The following is a 21,712-nucleotide window of genomic DNA, read 5'->3' as shown; positions in this document are numbered from 1 at the left end:
TGTAAAAATTTTATAACCCTTTTACAATGTGAATTTGATTTTCCACACGGGTAAAAGTGCCGTCTGTGTTGTCTTGCACTACTTTATCCCATTGGCCGCGGGCGCGTAAAATCTGCTCGGCAATATCGCGCACCGCCGCATCACCGCCGTGGCGGGGGGAGGTATATAGGGCCAACTGTTTGGCTTCGGGCACGCTGTTGGCTACGGCCAGCGGCAGCCCCACGCGCGACATCATCCCCAAGTCAATGAGGTCATCGCCAATAAAGGCAGTTTCCTCGGGGCTGATATTAAAATGCTCCTGCAAATAGTCTAAGGCTTTGTGCTTTACGGCGGTGTTGTAAAAGAGATATTTCATCCCCAGCAGTTTTGCCCACCAGGCAAGCGTATCGCTGGACCCGCGCGAGACGATACCCGTCTCCACGCCGCAATAGGTTAAATACATTAACCCCATACCGTCTAACGATTCAAAATGTTTGATTTCGCGCGTAACGCCGTCTTCCCCAGTAAAAAAACTTAATTGGCTGTTGGTCATTACGCCGTCCACATCCGTAAGCAGCAGTTTCAATTTTTTGGCTTTTTGTATAAAAAGGTCGTTCATATCATTATTATACCTTTTCCATAGGGCGAAAAATTATATAATAAATTTATGAGAAAGTTCTTAACTCTGGCACTGGCAAGTTGTTTGCTCGCTTGCGGCTGTACGCCCAAAACGGTTATCAGCAAAACATACGATTTTAACCAAATGGACCGTATCGGCGTAATGGCGTTTACAAATGCGCGGCCTGCGTTGCAGGGCGTGGAAAATTTGTTTGCCAAATATTTAATCAGCGCCGGATTTAAGGTAGTAGAACGTGCCCAACTGGAAAGCGTACTGAAAGAACATAATATTTCGGTGTCGGGGTATTTATCACCCGAAACCACGCGCGAGATAGGCAAAATTTTAGGTGTAGATGTGTTGCTTATCGGCGAGGTGAGTTCTTATTCGCCCGCCCGCACGGAACTGACGCTTACCAGCACCCGCCGCACGGAATCCCGCCCGGTTTACACGCAGGACGTAATGCAACTGCCCGATGGTACTTATGTGGGATATACGCGCAACGTGGGTACGCAGTACACGCACTCTACGGATGTTCGCCCGACGGAATACACCATTAATGCACGGGTGGGCATTATTGCCAAACTGGTGGATGTGGAAACGGCTGAAATCGTGTGGATTGGTTCGGCCGACGAATCCAGTTCCAGCGCGTTGGACGCGGCGGATTATATCGCGCGCGGCCTCGTGAAGAGTTTTAGCAAGGAACTGGCCAAAATCCAGGAGGGCAAATGAGCCGTTTTGAGTCGTCTTTGGCTGAACAATCGGCCATTTGGTTATTAAAGGCGTTTTTTATGGGTGTAAAAACGCTGTTCGTTTTAGCGGCGCTGACGGTGGGCGCCTTGGTGGCGGGGCAAAGTTCCGTGGCTCCTGTCAGCGTGCATTTGCTGACGTCCTACGGGATGGAATATGCCGTTTCCACCTTTAAACCGTACCGTCATTGGTTCCCGGAACCATATTTAATAGAGTTAGAAACTAAATAAGAGGACTTATATGTTAGACATTAAATATATCGTTGCTCATCCCGATGAAGTTAAAAAACGCCTGTCGCTGCGCAAGCCGGAACTGGCCGCGCAAATTGACGGTGTACTTACCAAATATTCCGCTTACAAAACCGTTTTAGCCCGCGTGGAGGAACTGCGCGCCAAACGCAACGAAATGTCTAAATCTATCGGCAAGATTAAAAAGGAACAAGGCGACGAAGCCGCCAAGGAAGCAATGGCCGAAGTGGGTAAGTTGAAGGAAGAAATGGCCGTAAAGGAAGCCGAACTGGACCCGCTTAAAAAAGAAATTAACGATTTGCTTCTCAGCATACCGAACTTGCCGAACGAAAAGATTCCGGTGGGCGTGAGCGATGCGGACAACCCGGAATATTTGCCTTGCACGATTCCGCTGCCTAAATTTGATTTTAAACCGCTGGACCACCAAGCGGTGGGCGAAAAGTTGGGCATTTTGGACTTTGAAGCCGCCGCGGCCCTTTCCGGCAGCCGCTTTGCCTTGTTCAAGGGCGACGGCGCCCGCTTGGAACGCGCTATTATCGCGTTTATGTTGGATATGCACGCCAAAAAGGGCTATACCGAAATTTTGCCCCCGGTTGTGGTAAACGAAGATATTTTGATTGGTACGGGCCAGTTGCCCAAATTCCGCGAGGATATGTATGAACTGGTGGGCGAGCCGAAACAATTTTTGATTTCCACCGCCGAAATTCCGCTGACGAACCTGAACCGCATCCGCGTAATTCCCGAGGCGGAACTGCCCGTCAAATTGACGGCGTATTCCCCGTGCTTCCGCAAGGAATCCGGTACTTATGGGAAAGACACCCGCGGCTTAATCCGCAACCACCAATTTGATAAAGTGGAACTCGTAATGCTCTCCCACCCGGAACACTCCTACCAAATGTTGGAGATTATGGTTTCCGATGCGCAAGAAGTGCTTAAAGAGTTGGGATTGCCGTACCACGTGGTGGAACTGTGCAGCGGCGACATTGGCTTCTCGTCTGCCAAAACGTATGATATTGAAGTTTGGATGCCGAGCGAAAACCGCTTCCGCGAAATTTCCTCCTGCTCCAACTGTCTGGACTTCCAGGCCCGTCGTATGGGCTTGCGCTTCAAAAACGCCCAAGGCAAATTGGAATACGTCCACACCCTTAACGGCAGCGGTTTGGCCGTAGGCCGCACCTTTGCCGCTATCTTGGAAAACTTCCAGCAGGCGGACGGCTCCGTGATTATTCCGCAGGCCTTGCGCCCGTACTTCGGCAAAGACAAGATTGAGGCCAAGAAGTAATGAAGAAGGTTTTGCATTTGCTGGCGGCGGTATGCCTTTTGGCGTCCGCCGCCGTTTCGTCCCAAGCGGAAATTACGCTCCCGCCGGACGTAATGGCCTACGCCACGGAAGGAATTAACGGCGTATATAGTTTGGATTTTGACACCGCGGATAAAAACATCCAAAAGGTGTTTGCCGAATACCCGGACCACCCGTTTGCGCACTTTGGCAACGCGATGATTGCTTGGAGCCGCTACGAATACGAATATGAACTCAGCGACGACAAACAACGCAAGGTGTTTGAGCAGATTTTGGATGATTCCATTGCCGGCATTAAACGCTGGATTAAAAAGAACCCGGACGATTCCAACGCCTATATGGGCATTGGTGCCTTGTACGGCCTGCGCGCAATGTTTACAATGCGAAACCGCAGTTGGATTACGGCGTATTTCAGCGGCAGAAAGGCCATTAAAAACTTGGAAAAATCCTTGGAAATTGACCCCACCTATTACGATGCGTATTTTGGCCTGGGCATTTACCAGTATTACGCGGGCACCTTGCCCTCGGTGATTAAGGTTTTAGCCAAAATCGTAGCCATTAAGGGCAACCCGGACGAGGGGGTAAAACAACTTAATTTGGCGCGCGAAAAAGCGCATTTTACGTCCGACAGTGCCAAACTGATTTTGATTGAAATCCAAAACACGCGTAACAGCAAATACTACGACCCGGAGAAATCGTTGCAGTACATCCGAGAGTTGCGCGCCAAATATCCCAAAAACCCGCTGATGCACTATGTGGAAATTATCTGCCTGTACGAAACGGGCCACTATAAAGAAGTAACCGAACAAGCCCAGCAGTTTTTGGCTTTAATTGGAAAAGACCCGTTCTATAAAGATATTTACATTTCCCGCGCTTATACCGCGCTGGGGACCTCCCAAATGGCGCAGGGCAATTTTGAGGCCGCCAAAACCTTGTTTGAACAAGGCCATAAGGCGCTTGAAAAGCAGGAGCCCAGCCGCTGGGGTGTGTGGAACGAGTTCCGCTTGGGCGAGGTGTATGATGTGTTGGGCGAGCGCGAAAAGGCCAAAGCGCAATATAAGTATGTCCTTTCGTTTAAGGACAAATGGGGCTTTGACGATGCCGCCAAGGCACTCTTAAAAACGCCGTACAGCGTGCCGGAAGGCGGAGACGTAGGTCCGTTGCCCCCGCTGTGAAAAACCGCACAAAACGCATTTTAACCGCCCGAAAGGGCGGTTTTTTTCGGGCAGAAAAGAGCCAAGGCCCTTGGCGGTAAAGTGCGTAAAATTGTATCATTTAAATATGGCAACTTATTGCCATATTTTATAAGGAGATAATAAATGAAAAAATTAGCAGTATTAGGTGTGCTTTTAAGTATTTTGTGCGCTTGGCCGACCGCTGCCAAAGCAGATAACTGGGGCGTAGGGGTAAAAGCGGGCGTTAGCGAAAACGACCCCAAATGGCTGAAAGAAATTCAAGACGGAACCATTTGGAGCAATGAATTAAACGAGAACGGCTCTGTGTTTGGTGGAGTAGAAGCCTTGTATGAGTTTGCTTTAAACGACGAAGCCAATAAATTGGGTGTAAAAGTAGGTTTTGATGTATTTGGTCAAAACGATTTGAAAATTACCACACCTTACGCTTATACAAAATGGACGGAAACGACCTATGCGATTCCGTTGACTGTTTATTACAAAAGAGATAACGGCATAAAGGCTTGGAGCCCGTTTGCTGGGGCCGGTGTGTCTTTCTTCCGCAGTGAAATGAAACAAGAATTTTATGATGAAAAAGTGAAAAATCACAAGAGCAAAGCAGTGCCCCACTTGGTGGCGGGTGCTGAATATCGCTTCAACCACTTGTTTGCCTTGGGTGTAGAAGCCAAATATAACTTTGGGGCCAAGTTGGAAAAAGACGGCGAAGTCTATTCCGACCACACGGGTTTTAGTGGTGCCGTTACCGGCCGGTTCTACTTCTAATTAGTTGTACAACTTGTTTTACTTGGGCTTGCGCTATTATCCGCGCAGGCCCTTTTTGTATAACGACAGATCCCGTATAAAAACACTACGGGATGACAACACAAGCGGTAGGTCCTGCAAGCCCTGCGGGCCGCCAAACCCACGGGAATAACAACAAAAGGCAAAAACTGTTATAAAAATAAGGCTGTCGTCCTGAACTCGTTTCAGGACCTACAATTTGAGTTGTTTTTGTTGTTGTCATCCCGTAGTGTTTTTATACGGGATCTGTTGTTGCTGTTGCTTTTGAAGCAAACAACAACCCAATAGGTAGATCCTGAAACCTATTAATGGACCCCGTACAAAAACTTTACGGGGTGCCGCCTAGCGGTAAGGTCGGCAATTCAGGATGATCTCCAATTTTTATAACGACAAATTAATGTTTTAAAAAGTGCAACAATACGGAAAGAGTGTGGCGCCACTAATCGTAAGTCAGCGCATAGAGTGGCGGCGCGCAGCGCGCGGCCCGCTAGGGCTGTTTTGAAAGAGTGCGACATTGTGGAAAGAGTGTTGCCCCGCTAATCGTAAGTCTGCATATAGAGTCGCAGTCCGCAGGACCAAAAACCCGCTCCGAAGAGCGGGTTTAAATTATTTCTTTACAGCCAGGTAGCCCATTAAGCGGTAGATTAATTTGGAGACGTTAAACTCCGTAATCACGTCCGCTTTGCGTTGACAGGCTTCCACTACGTCCACCGCCACGATTTTTTTATGTTTAATGACTTCGCGGAATAAGTCCAGCGCTTCATACCACATAAAACCGCCGGGCTGCGGCGTGCCCGTAGCCGGGATGACGGAGGGATCAAAGCCGTCCACGTCAATGGTCATATAGACGGTATCGGTCAGTTTTTCAAGCACTTGCGGAATCAATTTTTTGATATCGCGGTGTTCGTGCATTAAAAACGTGGTTACCTTGCCCGCGTTGCAGTATTGCTTTTCTTCGCTGGCAACGCTGCGGATACCCACCTGTACCACCGGCACTTGGCGGCTGGCCGGATAAAGCGCGCAGGCGTGGCTTTTGGGCGTGCCTTCAAAGGTTTCGCGCAAATCGGCGTGAGCGTCAAAGTGCAGGATGCTCAAATTTTTGTATTTATCAATATACGGCTGGGCCAAGGCTTGCGTAACCGTGTGTTCGCCGCCGATGTAGAACGGGATGGCTTTGTACTGCATCAAGTTCCGTACGGTTTTATCAATATTTTTAAAAACCGTATTGGTGGAACCCTTGCAGTTGACGGCGGGTTGGGTGTTGATGCCCAATTCCCAAGTTTCGGTTTTGGTTTCTTCGTCCCAAAGTTCAATTTGGGTAGAGGCCTCAATAACGGCAGCGGGCCCCTTGGCGGTACCGTGCCCATAGCAGACCGTTTTTTCAAACGGTACGGGCACTACCACGAATTTACAAAGGGGCAGAGAACTATATTTGCTCTCTAGCCCCATAAACTTATCGGTTTGTACGTTATCGCTCACAAATGTTACCGGAGTTATTTGACAAACACAGCCGCAGCCACTACGGTGGTCCAAAGGCCTTCCACGCAGATGGCGGACTGGGTAATGTTGGTCGTGCGGACGATTTTTCCGCTCATTTTCCAGATTTCTTCTTTCTGGTCCCACGTAGTATTGTTATCAAACTCAATACCCAACGTGGTAGAGAGCATCAAAGCGGCCAAGTCTTCCGCATAGTCGCCGGCCTGTTTGTCGGTTTCGCCGAAACTGTGGTGTTCGGAAATATATCCGTGGGTGGTTTTCCCTTCTTTCGGGATAGCCAACCCCACCGAGGCGGAAATCAAGCGGCGGTATTCGTTGCTGGTGTTTCTGCTGATGACGCAATGCAGAATTTGGCCCGGGTGCAATTCTTGAAGCCCTTTGGAAACGGGCACGGTTTTGCAGCCGGGAGGGAAGATGCTGGATACAGGCACCAAGTTGAAACTGGCAATTTTGGCGTCTCTCAACGCTTCTTCAAAACTGGCCAATTTTTCTTTGTGTCTGCCAATTCCTTTGGTAAGGAATATCTCTTTGGGTACAAACGCTTCGTACATTTTTATTTTTCCACTAATTCCTTGATGTGAGAATTAATATAATATTAATTATAACAAATAACACAAGACCAAAACATCTTTCTTTGTTATTGTTACGGGCTTTCAAAGCAGCGGTTGCCCCCGCAATGGGAAAACCGCTACAATAAGAGTGTATTATATTACTATGAAAAAAACAAAATTTCTTTTGGTTACGGCTTTGCTTTTAACCGCGACGGGAGCGTTTTCTATGGCAGATATGTTTAACAAAAACGGCGTTTTGCATTTTGATTACAAGGCGGAGGACCTGGCCCCGGCCGAGGCCGCCGCGCGCGTAAAACTGGAAAAAGATTTAGCCGCTTTAATCGCTATCCCGCAGGCCGAGCGCACCTTTGACAATACCATTATGGGCTATGAGCGCGCCTTTGACAATTACGGCAACGCGCTGGGGATGAGCGGATTTTTGTCCTATGTTTCCACAGATAAAAAATTCCGCGACGCCGCCAACGATTTGCAAATGCAAATCAGCCAATATATGGTGGATGTAGCCACCCGGCGCGATGTGTATAAGGCCATCCGCGAATATACCGACACCAACCCCAAGTTGGACCCGGTGCAGGCCAAACTCGTTAAAGAAATGCTGATTGGTTTTAAAAACAGCGGTATGGATTTAAACGATGCGGATTTGGAAAAATTTAAAGCCTTAAATAAAGAAAAAGCCGAGTACATTATTAAGTTTGATAAAAACATCCAAGAGTACAAGGACCCCTTGGCCGTTACGCAAGAACAGTTGAAGGGCTTGGGCGAAGATTATATCCAAAAACTCGCCAAGACCGATGACGGCAAATATTTGGTTACGCTGGATTACCCCGATTACGTTCCTTTTATGCAAAACGCCGATGACGAACAGGCCCGCAAGGAATTAGAGTTTAAATTTAACCGCCGCGGCGGACAGGAAAATGTGGAACTGCTTGAAAAAACGCTTACCCTGCGTCGCGAAATCGCCCACCTGTTAGGCTATAAAAACCACGCCGAACTGCGCTTGGAAGACCGTATGGCCAAAAATCCCAAAACGGTTATGACGTTTTTGAAGGATTTACAAAAGAAATTAAAACCGCTCGGCAAAAAAGAAGACAAAGAAATGATTGCCTACAAAAATTCCAAAACCGGCAAAAACAGCCGCACGCTTTATTCGTGGGAAAGCGGCTATTGGAGCAACAAATTCCGCAAGGAAAATTTGGAATTGGACAGCGAAAAAATCAAAGAATATTTCCCGTCCCAAGTAGTGATTGACGGAATGCTTGATTTGTTTGGCGGGGTGTTTGGCATTACGTTTGAGCCGGTGGATATCCCCGTGTGGCACCCGGATGTAAAGGCGTTTAAAATTAAAGACAAAGCCACGGGCGAACTGGTAGCCTACTTTTATATGGACCTTTATCCGCGTGAAGGCAAATACAAACACGCGGCCTGCTTCGGCCTGGTGGATGGCGAGGAAAAGCAGGACGGAACGTATCAAATCCCGTTCGTGGCGATTGTAGCCAACTTGAATAAACCGTCCGGCGATACGCCTTCTTTGTTAAAGCACGGCGAAGTGGAAACGCTGTTCCACGAGTTTGGCCACGTGTTGCACAACGCCTTAACCAAGGCGAAATATTCCGCCTTTTCGGGCACCAGCGTTAGTTGGGACTTTGTAGAAGCCCCCAGCCAAATGCTGGAACGCTGGGCGTGGGACCCGCAAGTGCTTAAAAAAATCAGCAAGCACTACAAAACGGGCGAACCGTTGCCGGATGAATTAATCAAACGGATGATTGCGGCCAAGAATTTCGGCGCGGGCGGTATGTATCTGCGGCAGGACTTTTTTGCCCAGTACGATATGACGCTCCACACCGCGGATACAACCCCGGATTCCACCAAATTATATTTTGAATTAACCAAAAAAATCCGCGGGCTCCCGCTTACCAAGGGCACGATTCCGCAGGCCTCGTTCGGCCACATTATGGGCGGCTATGACGCGGGGTATTACGGTTATTTGTGGTCGGAAGTAATCGCCGAGGACTTCTTTGGCGAGTTTAAAAAGCACGGCATTTTCAACCCGGAAACGGGGTTAAAATTCCGCCGCGAAATTTTGGAAAAGGGCGGCACGTTGGACGAAGAAAAAATGGTAGAAAACTTTTTAGGCCGCCCGGCGGACAATAAGCCCTTCTTAAAATCCATCGGCTTGGAGAATTTATGAGCGCGGTAATCGGTATTGATGTGGGCGGCTCCACCACTAAAATTGTGGGCTATACGGACGGCGGAAAATTAATTTCTGTCTTAAAGGTGGAAGCGGCCGACCCGCTGACGTCGGCCTATGGTGCGCTGGGTAAATTTATTAACGAAAATAATTTAACACTGGCCGAGGTAAAGCAAATTATTTTAACGGGTGTCGGTTCCTCGCTCTTTAAAAAAGAGGTGTACGGAATCCCCACGTCCAAGGTGGACGAATTTGAAGCCATCGGCCTAGGCGGGCTGGCTCTGTCCGGCAAAAAGGAAGGTTTAATCGTCAGTATGGGGACGGGTACGGCATTTGTCCGCGCGGGCAAGGACGGCATCCGCCACATCGGCGGCTCCGGCGTGGGCGGCGGCACGGTATTGGGCCTTTGCAACAAACTGTGCGGCGCGACCTCGTTTAAAACGGTGGTTGAAATGGCCGCCGGCGGTTCCTTGCAGCGGGTGGATTTGAATATTGGCGACATCAGCAAGGGTGTTATTCCCACCTTGTCCGCCGATACCACGGCCTCCAACTTTGGCAAAATGGAGGACGGCGCCACCCATAACGATTTGGCCCTCGGCATTTTGAATATGGCCTTTCAAACAATTGGTATGATGGCCGTCTTCGCCTGCCGCAACGACAGCGTAAAAGACGTGGTTTTAACGGGAACTTTAACCTTGGTGCCGTGCGCGAAAAAGGTCTTTAATGCCCTGCACAAAATGCACGGGGTAAACTTTATTATCCCGCAAAACGCCATTTACGCCACGGCCACGGGCGCGGCGCTTTCGTACCTGTATAAAAACGGAAAAAACAATGGCGGCAAATAAAAATTCGTACAAAAAATCCAGTTTCGGCCCGGCGTTTTTCTTTTTGGATAAACTCCGGCGCGAAGCCTTGGCCGATTATTACGAGTTTTGCCGCTTGATGGACGATATTGCCGATGAACCCGATGTAAAAGACCCGGAGAAACAACTGGCCTTTTGGCGGGCGGAAACCGCCCGCATTTACGAGGGAACGCCCACCACGGATTTAGGCCGCCGTTTGCAAAAGGATGTGCGGACCTTTGGGATGTTGCCGGACCGCTTTTTGCTTTTAATTGAAGGGATGCAAGCCGATTTAACGGGCCGCACCTATCGGACGGCGGAGGAGTTGGATTGGTATTTACTGCGCGTAGCCGTGATTGTGGGGCGCGCCACCTTGGACATTTTGGGCGTAAAGGGCCCGCAGGCGGACCAGTTGTCCTGGGAGTTGGGCTGTGCGGTGCAAATTACCAACATCATCCGCGACGTAGCGGACGATAAAGCCTTGGGGCGCGTGTATATCCCTAGCGATTTACTTATTAAATACGGCCTCACGCGCGAGGCGGTTTTGCAGGATAAAATCCCCGCCAAACTGCCCGAAGTATTGCGCGAACTGGCCACGCAGGCCGAAGCACACTATCAAAAGGCGTTTGGGTTAATGCGCCTGTTCCCGCGCCTAAAAATGCTCCCGTGCAAAGTAATGGGGTATGTATATTTAAAAAATCTTGCTAAAATAAGAAAAGAGGGCTTTACATTATTATCGGCCCCGGTTAAATTAACCAAAGGCGAAAAATTACGAAGCGTATTTTATGCACTACTCAAAACTATTTTCTAACGGCTTTTTAATTGCTTGCTTGTGTACGCCTGCCGTGTCGTTCGCGGCGGACAAGGTGTCTGCCTGTGTGGAGAACGGCAAAACGCTTTACGCCGCCAAAAATTACGATAAAGCCAAGGACGCTTTTGCGCGTTGCGTAAAAATGGACGCGTCCAATGTGGATGCGCTTTTATCCTTGGCGGGCGTGCTTCTAACGCAGGACGATTTGAACGGAGCCGAAAAATATTTTAACGAAGCACTCAAAAATATGAAGCGCAATTCCCCGTATTGGTCTTATGTATATTCTATGTTGGGGGATATCGCGCTCAAACGCCAGCAGAACGACCAAGCCCTTAAAATGTATTCCAAATCCTTGGAGTACAACGCCGCTAACGTAAATTCCTTGGTGGGTAAGGGCGTGATTGTGGAATACCAGGGCGATAAACAGGGCGCGGCGGAATATTACCGCTCGGCGATTGCCGTGGAGCCGATGAATTTAATCGCGCGCAAGCGGCTGGTAAACTTGGAGCCGGATTATTTGACGGACGAAGAAATGCTGGAAGCCCTTAAACAGCGCTACGCCGTCAAACCCGAGGCCACCGAACTGACCGAAGCGGACCGGGCGCTCTTCTCCGCTATCCACCGCGACGAACAACGCCAAGGCGTAACGTATCTGAAAAATAAATACCCCAAAATGCCCGCCGAATATGTGGTAACGCTAAACAAAGGTACGGGCTTTGAGCGCGAAATTTTGACGTTGGACGGTTATAAAGCGCTTGAAAAAAGTATTGGGCAGGACGCGTTTAACGTTTTTAACCGCGCAGGCGTGGCGGTGCGGGATATTTACAGCCTTCGCGATATGAAGGGCAACAAAATTTACACGCCCGAAAGCACCTTAACCGACAGCGGCTTTTATGTTTATACCGAAGCCTTAAAAAACCGCAAACGCTTTTTGCTCCCGAGCGAATCCGTGCCGCCGACCCCGGCCTTTTTGGCCCAGTTGGAACAGCGGCAAGAGGAACTGAAAAAGGCGGGGTATATTGAAATTTCCCGCTCCGAAGTGAAAATGCTGGAAAACCAAACCTTCTGTTCCGAGGACACCCTGCGAAAAAATTTGGGACTGTATATTTTGAATATGTCCAAAAACGAACGCCGCTATTTTGTGCAATCTCGCGCTTCGGACGATAAGTTGGGCGTTTCTTACTATTACGTGATGTCCTCGCGCAAGAAGCGCAACCCCAAGGTAAAGGTGCCCGCTAACGCATTAGTGGAAACCTACGCCCTCTATGGCTACACCTTGTGCGCGAGCGACGGCCTACTTATCCAATAAAATTGCTGTTTTGCTAAATTGAACGCACCCCCGGGCCTACGCGCCCGGGGCTTTTATGTGGTGTTAAAAATAGGGCTTGTGGAAACAGGGTTTGTTTTATAAAATAAATGTATTAGTTTTAATTTAGAGGTAATTAGAAATCAGATAAGTTTAATTTACAACAGTAAAACAATTTAAAGGTTATTTGTTGGAAGCGTAGGGGAAGCCTATGCTGAGCCGGGCAAAACATCCGGCACATTGCACTCCACAGATAGCCGTTTGCTTCGCACCTCCCTCCCTAATTCGGGGGGAGGTGGGCGACGGTTACCACGGTTAGTGCAATGGCTTTGGTAATACGTCGCTTTTTTTATGGCTAAAAACACCACTATCTTAATAAAAGGAGATATTAAATGAATAAAAACGAAGCAGAAGAGTTTGACGCGAGTGAAGCGGCTCGTAAAAGGGCCTTTGCGGAATTGGAAAAGGAACTGAAAAATAAAGGGTATTCTGCGGGTTTGATAGATAAGGGAAATAACTGGTGGAGATTAAAGAATAATTTCGGTGATGTTATAGCCCTTTTTGTTTTTGAAGACAACCCACCAGCCATCAAGCCGTTAAAGGAATATTCCATTCTATATGGAGTACCTCTTATTTTTGTTGGAGTGAAGAACGACCGCGTAAAGTATTTTAAATATATAAAACTCAAATTTGTTGAGGAGGGAAGTTGGCACGAAATAGATTTTATGTTAGTAGTCCCAAAATATAGTGCGAAATATCCTGCGTCCGCTAATGCAGGCCTGATTCAGCAGGCCCAAAGGCTGGCTCGGGGCACTGCTTGGGCTGCTGCTGTATGGCTTATTTGGATTGTGATACGTTTCTGGCTGTCGGTTAAGATGAATTGTACTTGCGGTACGGCTACAACTCCTGATATAGATATTAGTTTAGCCTTGGTGGCAGGGGTATATTTTGTGCCGCGCTTATATCTAATTCACATACAGAAAAATGATATTGCGGACATTGCACACCAGAAGCAAAATGACGAAAGTAAATTGAAATAAATTTATATTAGGAGAAATATATGTCTCAAATAAACGAAGAGCAAAAAGATAAAAAGGAACAGCCGTTAGAAACGCCACAAAATATAAAAAAACCGAAAGGTCTAGAACCCGCATCGGATTCACCCTTGCCAGATTGGCTAGCGGGATTCTTAGCCGTCTGCATAGTGGTCGTTATGGGAATGATTATCAGTCAGATTGCGACTACTGCAACTACAAGTAAAAGCCAGCAAAGTGCTAATGAGAGTGTTTGTCCAGATGGGTATGATCGTACGAGCAGAAGTGTTTATTTAGCGCAAGACTTTATAGAGGGGACAATTGATAGCAAGTATGGTGGTATTGTTGTTGTAGGGTGGTTAGCCCATGCTGACTGGAGCAGACATACTGCCGATTTATGTATGGACGCTGCGTGCCAAGGGCCTTCAAAACCAGTATTTTTGAATCCCCGCCTCATCGGCGCTAGTATGTTTCATCAAGCGTATGTTCAACACCGAACTATGAGCAATTTTGAAGCAGCTATAACTATAGAAAATGGAGAGGTTGTAGGCATGTTTCCCCAGTATTTTGGAGGTAACCAAATATGGATGCGGAAGAGTGAACACGAAATCTGTATTGTGTCGAATTAAGCATATTAGACTCGTCCCGCTGTTTCAGTATATTAAAACCCCGGGGAAATTTTTATAATTTCCCCGGGGTTAAATTCTTATATTTTGCCACAGAAGCCGCGCGTATAAGGCGGTTTGCTGGCTAATGCTTACAAGCGGTCTGCCACAACGATTACAGTTCGTTTTGGGCGAGGACTTCTTGCAAGGTATTGGCGGATTTTTGCAGGTCGGCCGCTTCCTGTTCGTTGATTTCAAACGGGACGTGCGTTTCTACGCCGTTTCTGCCCACAATCGCCGGCATACTAAGCGCAATGCCCGAAATGCCGTATTGCCCGTTCATCAAAGAGGAAATAGGCAAAATGGATTTTTCGTTGCGCACAATGGCTTCGCAAATGCGGCGCACGGCCATAGCAATACCGTAATAAGTGGCGCGTTTGCGTTTGATAATTTCGTACGCGCTGTTCTTCACTTCGTCGGCGATTCTCTTCATCGCTTCCTCGTGCTTGAAGTAGCCGCGCATTTCGCAGAATTTGTTTAACTTAATACCGGACACGTTGGCGCAACTCCAAGCGGCAATTTCGCTGTCGCCGTGTTCGCCGATGATAAATGCGTGCACGCTGCGGCTGTCCACGTCCAAATGCTGGCCCAAATTGTATTTCAAGCGCGCGGTATCCAACACAGTGCCGGAACCAAAAACGCGGTTGGTCGGGAAGCCGCTTAACTTAATGGCGACGGTCGTCAAAATGTCCACCGGGTTAGCCACGATAAGCAAAATGCCCTTGTAATCAATTTTTTTGATTTCCGGGATAATGGACTTAAAGATAGCGATGTTCTTTTTGACGAGGTCCAAGCGGGTTTCGCCGGGTTTTTGGTTGGCGCCCGCGGTGATGATAATCAGTCCGGCGTCCTTTAAATCGTTATAGCCGCCAGCGTAGATTTTCATCGGTTTGGCAAACGGCAGGCCGTGGCTGATATCCAACGCTTCACCCTCGGCACGGGCTTGGTCGGCGTCAATAAGCACCATTTCGGTAAACATACCGCTCTGCATTAAACTAAACGCAGAGGACGAGCCGACAAATCCGCAACCAATAATGCCCACCTTGCTGAAATTGATATAATTTGTTTCCATACTTTTACTTCCCCCTTGGGGCTTCCGCCCCGCTGTTATTACTATACAAAATCTGTTTTTGTTGTGCCGCCCCTAAAAGAGGTTACTTAAAACTCCAAGCGTTGCCCATTGTATTTTCAATAAATTCAAGCAGGCCCTTGTGGAGCAAAATCCGCTTGTTGGTGCGGATACGGTGCACCTTGCCCGGGTGTTCCTTGGAGAGAACCTCCAAATAGACCACGGTGGTGCCGCGCGTCATATCCAAATACGTGCGCAATTTTTGCAGGTTGTTTTTGGAATAACCCGCCGGAATATGAATCGTAAATTCCTTGGCAATGTTGGAAATTAAATCCGTTACGCTGCTTACGCCCTTTAAGTTTAGTTCAATGCGCGCGCTGTCCTCGTCCACCTTAATATCGCCCATAAAGTTCAAAATGGCGTTCGGGGCCAATTTATGGGACATCCCTTCATAGGCCCGCGCAAAAGCGTTTACCAAAATGGAGCCCGTGCAGTCCTCAATCGTCATTTGCGCCCACTCTTGCTTTTGCTTGTTTTGACGCTTTTTAAAGAGCGTAATAATACCCACGATGTTTAAGCGGCCCGTGGCGCGCCCTTCCAAAATATCAATAATCGGCGTGCAACGCAACTGCTTTAAATAGTTTTGGTATTTGGCAATCGGGTGCCCGCTGAAATAAAGACCTAACACCTCTTTTTCATAAGCGAGCAAATCGTTTTGCGTGAGCGGCTCGGCCTTAACGGTCGGTTTTTTCTTAACGCTGAGTACAGATGAAAAATCGTCGCCGAACAGGTTGCCCGCGTCCTTTTCTTTTTCCTTGGCTACCAAGTGGGCGGTATCTACGGCGTTGTCTATATTGGCCAGTAGCGTGGCGCGGGCGGCCTTGGGGTCCTGCCCCGGCATCATAGAGTCCAGCGCGCCTGCCTTGGTTAAACTTTCAATCGTTTTCTTGTTGGCCTGAAAAAGGTCAATGCGGCTGCATAAATCTTCCAACGATTTATAAGGGCCGTCTTTTTTGCGTTCGTTTACGATAGACAGGCACGCCTCTTCCCCGGCGTTTTTAATGGCTTCCAGCGCGTAGCGGATGTATTCCTTGCCGTCAATTTCCTCTACGGAAAATTCCGGCTCGGACTTGTTCACATCCGGCGGGAGCGTAGCAAAGCCCATTTTTTTGGCTTCTTCCAGATAGGTAACAATTTTGTTTTCCTTATCGTCGGAGCCGATGGCGTTGTGCCCGATTTCGTTGGTCAGGGCCGCGCACATAAATTCAATAGGATAATTGGCCTTTAAATACGCCGTTTGATACGAAACCAAGCCGTACGCAAACGAGTGGGATTTGTTAAAACCGTAACCTGCAAAGGCCTTCATTTGTTCGTAAATGTGCGTAGCGATTTTTTCGGAAATGTTGTTCTTTTTGCAACCCTCTACGAACTTTTTACCGAACTTTTCCATTACGTCCAGTTTCTTTTTACCCATAGCCTTACGCAAGGTATCAGCCTCGCCGGGGGTAAAGCCGCCCAATGTTTTGGAAATTTGCATAATCTGTTCCTGATACACCATACAACCGTAGGTGTCTTTCAGGGTTTCTTCCAACAGGGGCGTTTCATAGACGATTTTTTCCTGTCCGTTTTTGCGGCGGACAAACATATCCATCATACCCGATTCCATCGGGCCGGGGCGGTAGAGCGCCACCAAGGCGGACACGTCGCTAAATTGGGTCGGCTGTAACTTTTTGATAAGGTCGCGCATCCCGCCGCTTTCCAACTGGAAGATACCCAACGTCTTGCAGGCGCAAAGCATATCGTAGGTTTTTTTATCGTCCAGCGGGATTTTGTTAATATCAAAATCGGGGTCGTGGCGGGCGCGAATCATTTTTTCGGCATTATCAATAACCGTCAGCGTACGCAGACCCAAAAAGTCCATTTTCAGCAACCCTAAATTGGAGCACGGTTCCCCTTCAAACTGGGTGGTAATGGAATCACGCGCCCCGCGCGCAAGCGGCACGTATTCGGACACCGCATCCTTGGTAATCAGTACCCCGGCGGCGTGAATACCCGTATGGCGTTTTAAGCCCTCAATCTTGCGGGCCATTTCAAAGAGTTTTTTGCTCTGCGGGTTGTGGTCAATTTCGTTTTTGAGTTCGTTGATTTCCAACGCCTTTTCCAAGGTCATTTTGGGGTCGTTGGGAATCATTTTGGCGATACGGTTGGCCTCGGCTACCGGGATTTCCATTGCGCGGGCCACGTCCTTTAAGGCCAGTTTGGCCTTCATCGTACCAAAGGTAATAATCTGGGAAACTTTATCGTAGCCGTATTTGCCGCGCACATAATCAATTACGCGTTCGCGCCCCGCGTCGGACATATCAATATCCAAATCGGGCATACTTACGCGGTCCGGGTTCAAAAAGCGTTCAAACAGCAGTTTGTTTACAATGGGGTCCACGCGCGTAATGTCCATACTGTACGCCACCAAAGACCCTGCGCCGGAACCACGCCCCGGCCCTATCGGAATTCCGTTGGCGCGCGCCCAGTTAATAAAGTCCTGCACAATAAGGAAGTAGCAGTCAAAGCCCATTGTAATAATAACGTTGAACTCAAACTCCAACTGCTTCCAATAATTGTCCGGCACATTGCCGTTCATCTTTTTGATAAGCCCTTTGCGGCAAATATCCTTAAAGTATTCGGCTGAGTTGGGGAACTCTTTGGGAATATCAAAATTCGGTAAAATAAACCCGTGTTTGGGAAACTCCAAATTGCACTTTTCGGCAATGGCCAAGGTGTTGGAGCAGGCTTCGGGGGTGTGCGAAAACAGCGCGCACATTTCGTCGGGCGATTTAAAATACAACTCGTGCGACATTTGCATACGGTTGGGGTCGTTTAACGTCTTGCCCGTTGCAATACAAACGGCCACGTCGTGCGCCAGCCAGTCATCCTTTTTGTAATAGTGGCAGTCGTTGGTGGCCACCACGGGGATGCCCGTGCGCTTGGCGACGTCCTTTAAAAGCGGCAGGGATTCCACCTCTTCCCGTATGCCGTGGTCCATTAGTTCAATGTAATAGTTCCCCACGCCAAAGATGTCTTGGTATTCCTTGGCGAGTGCGCAGGCCTTGTCAAAGCCGCCCGGTTCGCGCACATATTGGGATAAAAAGCCCTTTAAGCAGCCGGACAAACAAAGCAGTCCGCCGCTGTGCTGGGCCAAAATTTCTTTGTCTATGCGCGGGTGATAATAGAATCCGTCCACCCAGGCCATAGAGTTTAACTTCATTAAATTGCGGTAGCCCTCATAATCGCGGGCCAACAGGGTTAAGTGCCCGGTGCGGGATTTATCCTTCTCGTTATATTTGCCTTCGGTGATGTAGAACTCGCACCCGATGATAGGCTTAATGCCCGCCGCGCGGCCCGTATCGTAAAAGTCCAGCGCACCGTACATATTGCCGTGGTCGGTCATTGCCATAGCCGGGATGCCCTGCGCCACTAAATCCTGCAAAAATTGCGAGGGTTTGTGGTTGGAGGATATGCGCAGCATACCGTCCAAGAGGGAGTATTCCGTGTGGTTGTGCAGTTGTACAAATTCGGCCATAGGGGCAAATCCTTTTAAAATCGGCGGACGGATAAACAGTCCGGGCGGGTCTAAATGTTATAAGATATGTATATGAAACATTATAGTAAATTAAAAGAGACAACGATTTCCTCCAAAACGCTCTATAAGGGCGTATTGGGTGTAAAAATGGATGAAGTAAGATTGGTAAACGGCAAGACCTCCACCCGTTTGTATTTTGACCACCGCGGCGCAAGCGGCGTACTGCCCGTAGAGGACGGATATGTCTATTTAGTCCAGCAATACCGCTACCCGATTGGGCAGGTTACGCTGGAAATCCCCGCTGGCAAACGCGAGGAAAACCAAACTTTTTTGATGTGTGCCGAAGCGGAACTCAAACAGGAAACAGGCCTAACGGCTAAAAACTTGCAAGAAGTGATGACCTTCCACCCGTGCAATGCGTTTTCCAACGAAATCCAGCATTTGTATTTGGCTACGGGGCTTACGCGCGGGGAAGACCAGCCGGATGAAGACGAATTTTTGAACTTGGAGAGAGTCCCCTTGGAAAAAGCCTACCAAATGGTGGAAAATGGCGAAATTACCGACGCCAAAACGGTGATTATGCTCCAATGGTATAGAATACATTTCCCTACTTTTTTTACCGAAAAAAAGTAGCAAAAAACTCGCCGCCCAAAGCGTTATAAAAAGCAGAGTTGAACGGATATTTTGATAACTCGCCCGAACGGGCTCAAACAAATCAAAATATTTTTCCGTTCAACTCGCTTTTTATCAGCAACGCACGGGCGGCCTACACAACCAACAGTCCAAGCGGAAAAGGGACTTCTTCTCCGCCTTTTACGCATTAACCGCCGGGCAAGACCCGCAAAATGGTTCCTTACTTTTCTTTAAAGAAAAGTAGCAAAAGTTTCTTTTTTCTTTTTCTCGTGGGAGAAAAAGAACCAAAAAGACCAGCGGGTCAGGGCCCATAAAAGGCAGTAACGGCGGGTATTTTTACAACTCGCTACGCTCAGACAAGTAAAAATACTTCTCCGCCTTATACGCCTTTTATAAGCGGGCAAGACCCGCGCCAACAATAAGAGGTCATCCTGAATTGCCGCCTGCAAGGTGCCGTCATCCCGGAAGGTTTTTATCCGGGATCTGCCGTTATTAAATAAGACAGTCATCCTGAACTTGTTTCAGGATCTACCGCTTGGGTTGTTGGTTGTTGCCGTTGTTTTTAATAACCCAATCGGTAGATTCTGAAAACCCTGCGGGCCGCCAGTTCAAGGACCCCAATTTTTGTAACAGCCTTTTATTGTTATTGTTTTATTGGTTTGCAACATTGCAAAAAAAGTGTGGCTTCCTTAATCAAATGAGTGCAGACAATCTGCCACCTGTAAGGTGAGGCCCGCACAGGGGTTTCAGTATCCATCGCAAGAGAATCAAGGTATTCTTTTGGGAAAGAGGGGCAATGCGGGGGATAAGGGGCGTAAGTTATGTATTCCCTTGGCAGAAAGAAAACAGGTTCTGTTAATGGGTTTGATGTTTACACATTAAACTAAGATTTCAATTTTATTGATACCTTTTAGACTTCGTACCACCGTCGTAAGGATAGCCTAAATCGCGGCGGATAAGTTCGTCCGCCAAGTTTTTGCCCTCGCCGTTGGTTACATCACAGAGCAGACGGAAATATTTATCCCTCCCGCAGTCGGAAAGCGTAATAGGTTTTTGGTCCAAAAATGCTTGGGTAAATTCCTTGGCCTGCTGGGCTTTGCGCTTTTCCTTTTCGGTCTTGCCTTTCATTTCCGCGCAGTCCACCCCGCGCACGCGCACGGGCACTTTCTCGCAATACACGGCTAGCGAGCAATTTAAATTAATTTTAAAGGTATCCCCGTCGTAAACCGAGGCGATAGACACGTCCCTAAATATTGCCCCGTCCTCCACCTCGCCCGTTTGGGTAAGCGGCTTGCCCTGCTGCTGCATAATGTACAGCACGGCGGTGGCAATCACGGTCGCCCAAAATTTTACCTGCTTATTTGTCTTGCGGGTGGAGGTTCGTCTTCTGCGGGCCATTTATTTCTCCGGGAACAGCACATTTAAAGCGCCGGGCTGTATGGCAATTTCCAACTGGTCCTTGGTTTTGCGTGGTTCGCCGTCAATGTGATAGACAATGTCGCCCGGCAGGCGGATAACGGCGTACTTGGCGTGTGTGGTTTCCGTAATGCCAAAGGGGCGCCAGTTGTCGGTAAAGAAAGACGGGGCGGCCAACGCCAATTTCCACTTGGGCGCATCACGCACGATAACCATATCCAATTCGCCGTCGCTTAAATTGGCCTTGGGCGCAATTTTAAAGTTGCTTCCGTATTGGCGTCCGTTGGCAAACACCAAGGTCAAAGGTGCCAAGGTGCAAGGCGTGCCGTCCAAATCCACCTGCAAGGTTTTGGGCTTATAGGAAAAAACGGTCTGCGCGCCGATTTTAAAATAAGGCCACATCCCGCGGTTGCCCGTTTTGCCCTGTTCCATAAACTGCCAGGCAATTTCGGCCTCAATGCCGACCCCGGCCAGATTTAAAAAGAGTTCCCCGTTGGCGCGGCCCGCATCGCATTTGTGGATTTTTGCGCGTTGCAACCGCATTACGGCTTCTTCAAACAAAAGCGGCATACCCAACTCGCGCGCAAAGCCGTTGCCGGACCCTTTGGGGATAACGCCCAAGGCCGTATTCGTGCCCACCAGCCCGCGGGCGGTTTCGTTTATCGTCCCGTCCCCGCCGATAGCCACCGCGGCATCGTATCCGTTGGCGGCGGCCTCTTTGGCCAGTTCCGTGGCGTGCCCGGCGGCCTTGGTTAGGCGCATATCGGCCCCCGGAAAGTTCAGTTGAATACATTTGGACATTGCTTCCAAACGGTCCTGGTCCAGTTGCGTTTTCCCGCTCTTGGGGTTTAAAATAAAAAGAATTTTCATAATTTTTTCAGTTCCTCTTCCGTATTGCGGCTGTTTTTTATGGTTTCGCACAACCGTTCGGTTTTGAGCAACCCATTGCCGATTTGTGCTACCTTGCTCCCGGCGGATAACACAAACATCATCAGCACCGCAAACAAGCCCAAATTGGCCAAGGTGCTCAGGTTCTTCATCGGCAGGAGCATCGGCCCGTATTGGGTGTTAATTTGCATATCCGCAAATTGCATAACGGGCATTACGGCCCCGCCGTTTACAAAAACTTTGTACATCCCGGTCAGCGAAAAAAAGATTAAGCCTAACCCGGCGCAAATCAGTAAATATCCGAAAATTTTGTTCATAGGAAAATTATAACAAAACAGGCAACAGGTC

20 protein-coding genes are annotated in these 21,712 nt (G+C 48.5%); 12 read left to right on the top strand and 8 right to left on the bottom strand.

The window, feature by feature from the left end; translation table 11 throughout:
* Positions 1 to 10 precede the first annotated feature (10 nt).
* On the bottom strand, positions 11 to 598 hold the full coding sequence (locus tag ACR0QV_RS05300) for a KdsC family phosphatase (protein ID WP_432635187.1): 588 nt from the start codon (positions 596 to 598) through the stop codon (positions 11 to 13).
* Between the two features lie 48 nt (positions 599 to 646).
* On the opposite strand from ACR0QV_RS05300, the gene ACR0QV_RS05295 reads away from it, so the two are divergent.
* The 5 genes from ACR0QV_RS05295 to ACR0QV_RS05275 all read left to right on the top strand — a co-directional run bounded on the left by ACR0QV_RS05295 (position 647) and on the right by ACR0QV_RS05275 (position 4,848).
* Positions 647 to 1,327, top strand: a complete 681-nt coding sequence (locus ACR0QV_RS05295; RefSeq protein WP_432635185.1) for a CsgG/HfaB family protein — start codon at positions 647 to 649, stop codon at positions 1,325 to 1,327.
* Positions 1,324 to 1,575 (top strand): hypothetical protein, encoded by a 252-nt coding sequence (locus ACR0QV_RS05290; RefSeq protein ID WP_432635183.1) that lies wholly within the window; start codon positions 1,324 to 1,326, stop codon positions 1,573 to 1,575. Before ACR0QV_RS05295 ends, ACR0QV_RS05290 begins: the two co-directional genes overlap by 4 nt.
* 10 nt (positions 1,576 to 1,585) lie before the next feature.
* Positions 1,586 to 2,875 carry a serine--tRNA ligase gene (serS, locus tag ACR0QV_RS05285; protein WP_428053204.1) on the top strand — a complete coding sequence of 430 codons (1,290 nt, stop codon included), beginning with the start codon at positions 1,586 to 1,588 and terminating at the stop codon, positions 2,873 to 2,875.
* Positions 2,875 to 4,068, top strand: coding sequence for a tetratricopeptide repeat protein (locus ACR0QV_RS05280; RefSeq protein ID WP_432635181.1), 1,194 nt, complete (start codon positions 2,875 to 2,877; stop codon positions 4,066 to 4,068). Before serS ends, ACR0QV_RS05280 begins: the two co-directional genes overlap by 1 nt.
* 144 nt (positions 4,069 to 4,212) lie before the next feature.
* On the top strand, positions 4,213 to 4,848 hold the full coding sequence (locus tag ACR0QV_RS05275) for an outer membrane beta-barrel protein (RefSeq protein WP_432635179.1): 636 nt from the start codon (positions 4,213 to 4,215) through the stop codon (positions 4,846 to 4,848).
* Between the two features lie 624 nt (positions 4,849 to 5,472).
* On the opposite strand, the gene speB is transcribed toward ACR0QV_RS05275, so the two are convergent.
* Entirely contained in the window at positions 5,473 to 6,345 is an 873-nt protein-coding gene (gene speB / locus ACR0QV_RS05270) for an agmatinase (protein ID WP_428053198.1), read from the bottom strand.
* 14 nt (positions 6,346 to 6,359) lie between these two features.
* Positions 6,360 to 6,914: a pyruvoyl-dependent arginine decarboxylase gene (locus tag ACR0QV_RS05265; protein ID WP_177746613.1), complete on the bottom strand. Its 555-nt coding sequence runs from the start codon at positions 6,912 to 6,914 to the stop codon at positions 6,360 to 6,362.
* 163 nt (positions 6,915 to 7,077) lie between these two features.
* Between ACR0QV_RS05265 and ACR0QV_RS05260 the strand changes: the two genes are divergently transcribed.
* The 6 genes from ACR0QV_RS05260 (at position 7,078) to ACR0QV_RS05235 (ending at position 13,745) form a co-directional block, all read left to right on the top strand.
* The gene (locus ACR0QV_RS05260; protein WP_432635177.1) at positions 7,078 to 9,123 is read left to right on the top strand and encodes a M3 family metallopeptidase; all 2,046 of its coding nucleotides are present in this window, start codon (positions 7,078 to 7,080) and stop codon (positions 9,121 to 9,123) included.
* Complete coding sequence (coaW, locus tag ACR0QV_RS05255; RefSeq protein WP_432635175.1) at positions 9,120 to 9,968, top strand: type II pantothenate kinase; 849 nt, start codon at positions 9,120 to 9,122, stop codon at positions 9,966 to 9,968. Before ACR0QV_RS05260 ends, coaW begins: the two co-directional genes overlap by 4 nt.
* Positions 9,955 to 10,776: a phytoene/squalene synthase family protein gene (locus ACR0QV_RS05250; protein ID WP_432635173.1), complete on the top strand. Its 822-nt coding sequence runs from the start codon at positions 9,955 to 9,957 to the stop codon at positions 10,774 to 10,776. The genes coaW and ACR0QV_RS05250 overlap by 14 nt, the downstream gene beginning before the upstream one ends.
* Positions 10,751 to 12,085, top strand: coding sequence for a tetratricopeptide repeat protein (locus tag ACR0QV_RS05245; protein ID WP_432635171.1), 1,335 nt, complete (start codon positions 10,751 to 10,753; stop codon positions 12,083 to 12,085). Before ACR0QV_RS05250 ends, ACR0QV_RS05245 begins: the two co-directional genes overlap by 26 nt.
* 389 nt (positions 12,086 to 12,474) lie before the next feature.
* Positions 12,475 to 13,122, top strand: a complete 648-nt coding sequence (locus tag ACR0QV_RS05240) for a hypothetical protein (protein ID WP_432635169.1) — start codon at positions 12,475 to 12,477, stop codon at positions 13,120 to 13,122.
* A gap of 20 nt (positions 13,123 to 13,142) precedes the next feature.
* Positions 13,143 to 13,745 (top strand): hypothetical protein, encoded by a 603-nt coding sequence (locus ACR0QV_RS05235; protein WP_432635167.1) that lies wholly within the window; start codon positions 13,143 to 13,145, stop codon positions 13,743 to 13,745.
* Positions 13,746 to 13,896: 151 nt separating this feature from the next.
* Here ACR0QV_RS05235 and ACR0QV_RS05230 read toward each other — a convergent pair whose 3' ends face one another.
* Together ACR0QV_RS05230 and dnaE are read right to left on the bottom strand one after the other, a co-directional pair.
* Positions 13,897 to 14,853 (bottom strand): L-lactate dehydrogenase, encoded by a 957-nt coding sequence (locus ACR0QV_RS05230; RefSeq protein WP_432635165.1) that lies wholly within the window; start codon positions 14,851 to 14,853, stop codon positions 13,897 to 13,899.
* An 82-nt stretch (positions 14,854 to 14,935) separates the two neighbouring features.
* A complete protein-coding gene (gene dnaE / locus ACR0QV_RS05225; protein ID WP_432635163.1) occupies positions 14,936 to 18,427 on the bottom strand; it encodes a DNA polymerase III subunit alpha in 3,492 nt (1,163 codons plus the stop codon).
* A gap of 72 nt (positions 18,428 to 18,499) precedes the next feature.
* On the opposite strand from dnaE, the gene ACR0QV_RS05220 reads away from it, so the two are divergent.
* Entirely contained in the window at positions 18,500 to 19,060 is a 561-nt protein-coding gene (locus ACR0QV_RS05220) for an NUDIX domain-containing protein (protein WP_428053435.1), read from the top strand.
* Between the two features lie 897 nt (positions 19,061 to 19,957).
* Here ACR0QV_RS05220 and ACR0QV_RS05215 read toward each other — a convergent pair.
* The 3 genes from ACR0QV_RS05215 to ACR0QV_RS05205 are packed head-to-tail and all read right to left on the bottom strand — an operon-like array spanning position 19,958 to position 21,681.
* Positions 19,958 to 20,458: a thermonuclease family protein gene (locus tag ACR0QV_RS05215; protein ID WP_428053630.1), complete on the bottom strand. Its 501-nt coding sequence runs from the start codon at positions 20,456 to 20,458 to the stop codon at positions 19,958 to 19,960.
* Positions 20,459 to 21,346: a diacylglycerol/lipid kinase family protein gene (locus ACR0QV_RS05210; protein WP_432635161.1), complete on the bottom strand. Its 888-nt coding sequence runs from the start codon at positions 21,344 to 21,346 to the stop codon at positions 20,459 to 20,461.
* A complete protein-coding gene (locus ACR0QV_RS05205) occupies positions 21,343 to 21,681 on the bottom strand; it encodes a hypothetical protein (RefSeq protein ID WP_432635159.1) in 339 nt (112 codons plus the stop codon). Before ACR0QV_RS05205 ends, ACR0QV_RS05210 begins: the two co-directional genes overlap by 4 nt.
* Positions 21,682 to 21,712 lie beyond the last annotated feature (31 nt).

Source organism: Candidatus Avelusimicrobium sp. (assembly GCF_050873505.1).
Taxonomy (GTDB): Bacteria; Elusimicrobiota; Elusimicrobia; order Elusimicrobiales; family Elusimicrobiaceae; genus Avelusimicrobium.
The sequence above is the reverse complement of the archived record's forward strand: the minus strand, read 5'-3'. Positions and strand labels throughout refer to the sequence as shown.

Bases quoted from the DNA above. Each gene is read 5' to 3' on its own strand.
- ACR0QV_RS05290 (WP_432635183.1), top strand. From the start codon at position 1,324: ATGAGCCGTTTTGAGTCGTCTTTGGCTGAACAATCGGCCATTTGGTTA.
- ACR0QV_RS05210 (WP_432635161.1), bottom strand. From the start codon at position 21,346: ATGAAAATTCTTTTTATTTTAAACCCCAAGAGCGGGAAAACGCAACTG.
- ACR0QV_RS05275 (WP_432635179.1), top strand. From the start codon at position 4,213: ATGAAAAAATTAGCAGTATTAGGTGTGCTTTTAAGTATTTTGTGCGCT.
- coaW (WP_432635175.1), top strand. From the start codon at position 9,120: ATGAGCGCGGTAATCGGTATTGATGTGGGCGGCTCCACCACTAAAATT.
- ACR0QV_RS05265 (WP_177746613.1), bottom strand. From the start codon at position 6,914: ATGTACGAAGCGTTTGTACCCAAAGAGATATTCCTTACCAAAGGAATT.
- ACR0QV_RS05240 (WP_432635169.1), top strand. From the start codon at position 12,475: ATGAATAAAAACGAAGCAGAAGAGTTTGACGCGAGTGAAGCGGCTCGT.
- serS (WP_428053204.1), top strand. From the start codon at position 1,586: ATGTTAGACATTAAATATATCGTTGCTCATCCCGATGAAGTTAAAAAA.
- ACR0QV_RS05215 (WP_428053630.1), bottom strand. From the start codon at position 20,458: ATGGCCCGCAGAAGACGAACCTCCACCCGCAAGACAAATAAGCAGGTA.
- ACR0QV_RS05300 (WP_432635187.1), bottom strand. From the start codon at position 598: ATGAACGACCTTTTTATACAAAAAGCCAAAAAATTGAAACTGCTGCTT.
- ACR0QV_RS05250 (WP_432635173.1), top strand. From the start codon at position 9,955: ATGGCGGCAAATAAAAATTCGTACAAAAAATCCAGTTTCGGCCCGGCG.
- ACR0QV_RS05230 (WP_432635165.1), bottom strand. From the start codon at position 14,853: ATGGAAACAAATTATATCAATTTCAGCAAGGTGGGCATTATTGGTTGC.
- ACR0QV_RS05220 (WP_428053435.1), top strand. From the start codon at position 18,500: ATGAAACATTATAGTAAATTAAAAGAGACAACGATTTCCTCCAAAACG.
- dnaE (WP_432635163.1), bottom strand. From the start codon at position 18,427: ATGGCCGAATTTGTACAACTGCACAACCACACGGAATACTCCCTCTTG.
- ACR0QV_RS05295 (WP_432635185.1), top strand. From the start codon at position 647: ATGAGAAAGTTCTTAACTCTGGCACTGGCAAGTTGTTTGCTCGCTTGC.
- ACR0QV_RS05205 (WP_432635159.1), bottom strand. From the start codon at position 21,681: ATGAACAAAATTTTCGGATATTTACTGATTTGCGCCGGGTTAGGCTTA.
- ACR0QV_RS05245 (WP_432635171.1), top strand. From the start codon at position 10,751: ATGCACTACTCAAAACTATTTTCTAACGGCTTTTTAATTGCTTGCTTG.
- ACR0QV_RS05260 (WP_432635177.1), top strand. From the start codon at position 7,078: ATGAAAAAAACAAAATTTCTTTTGGTTACGGCTTTGCTTTTAACCGCG.
- ACR0QV_RS05280 (WP_432635181.1), top strand. From the start codon at position 2,875: ATGAAGAAGGTTTTGCATTTGCTGGCGGCGGTATGCCTTTTGGCGTCC.
- ACR0QV_RS05235 (WP_432635167.1), top strand. From the start codon at position 13,143: ATGTCTCAAATAAACGAAGAGCAAAAAGATAAAAAGGAACAGCCGTTA.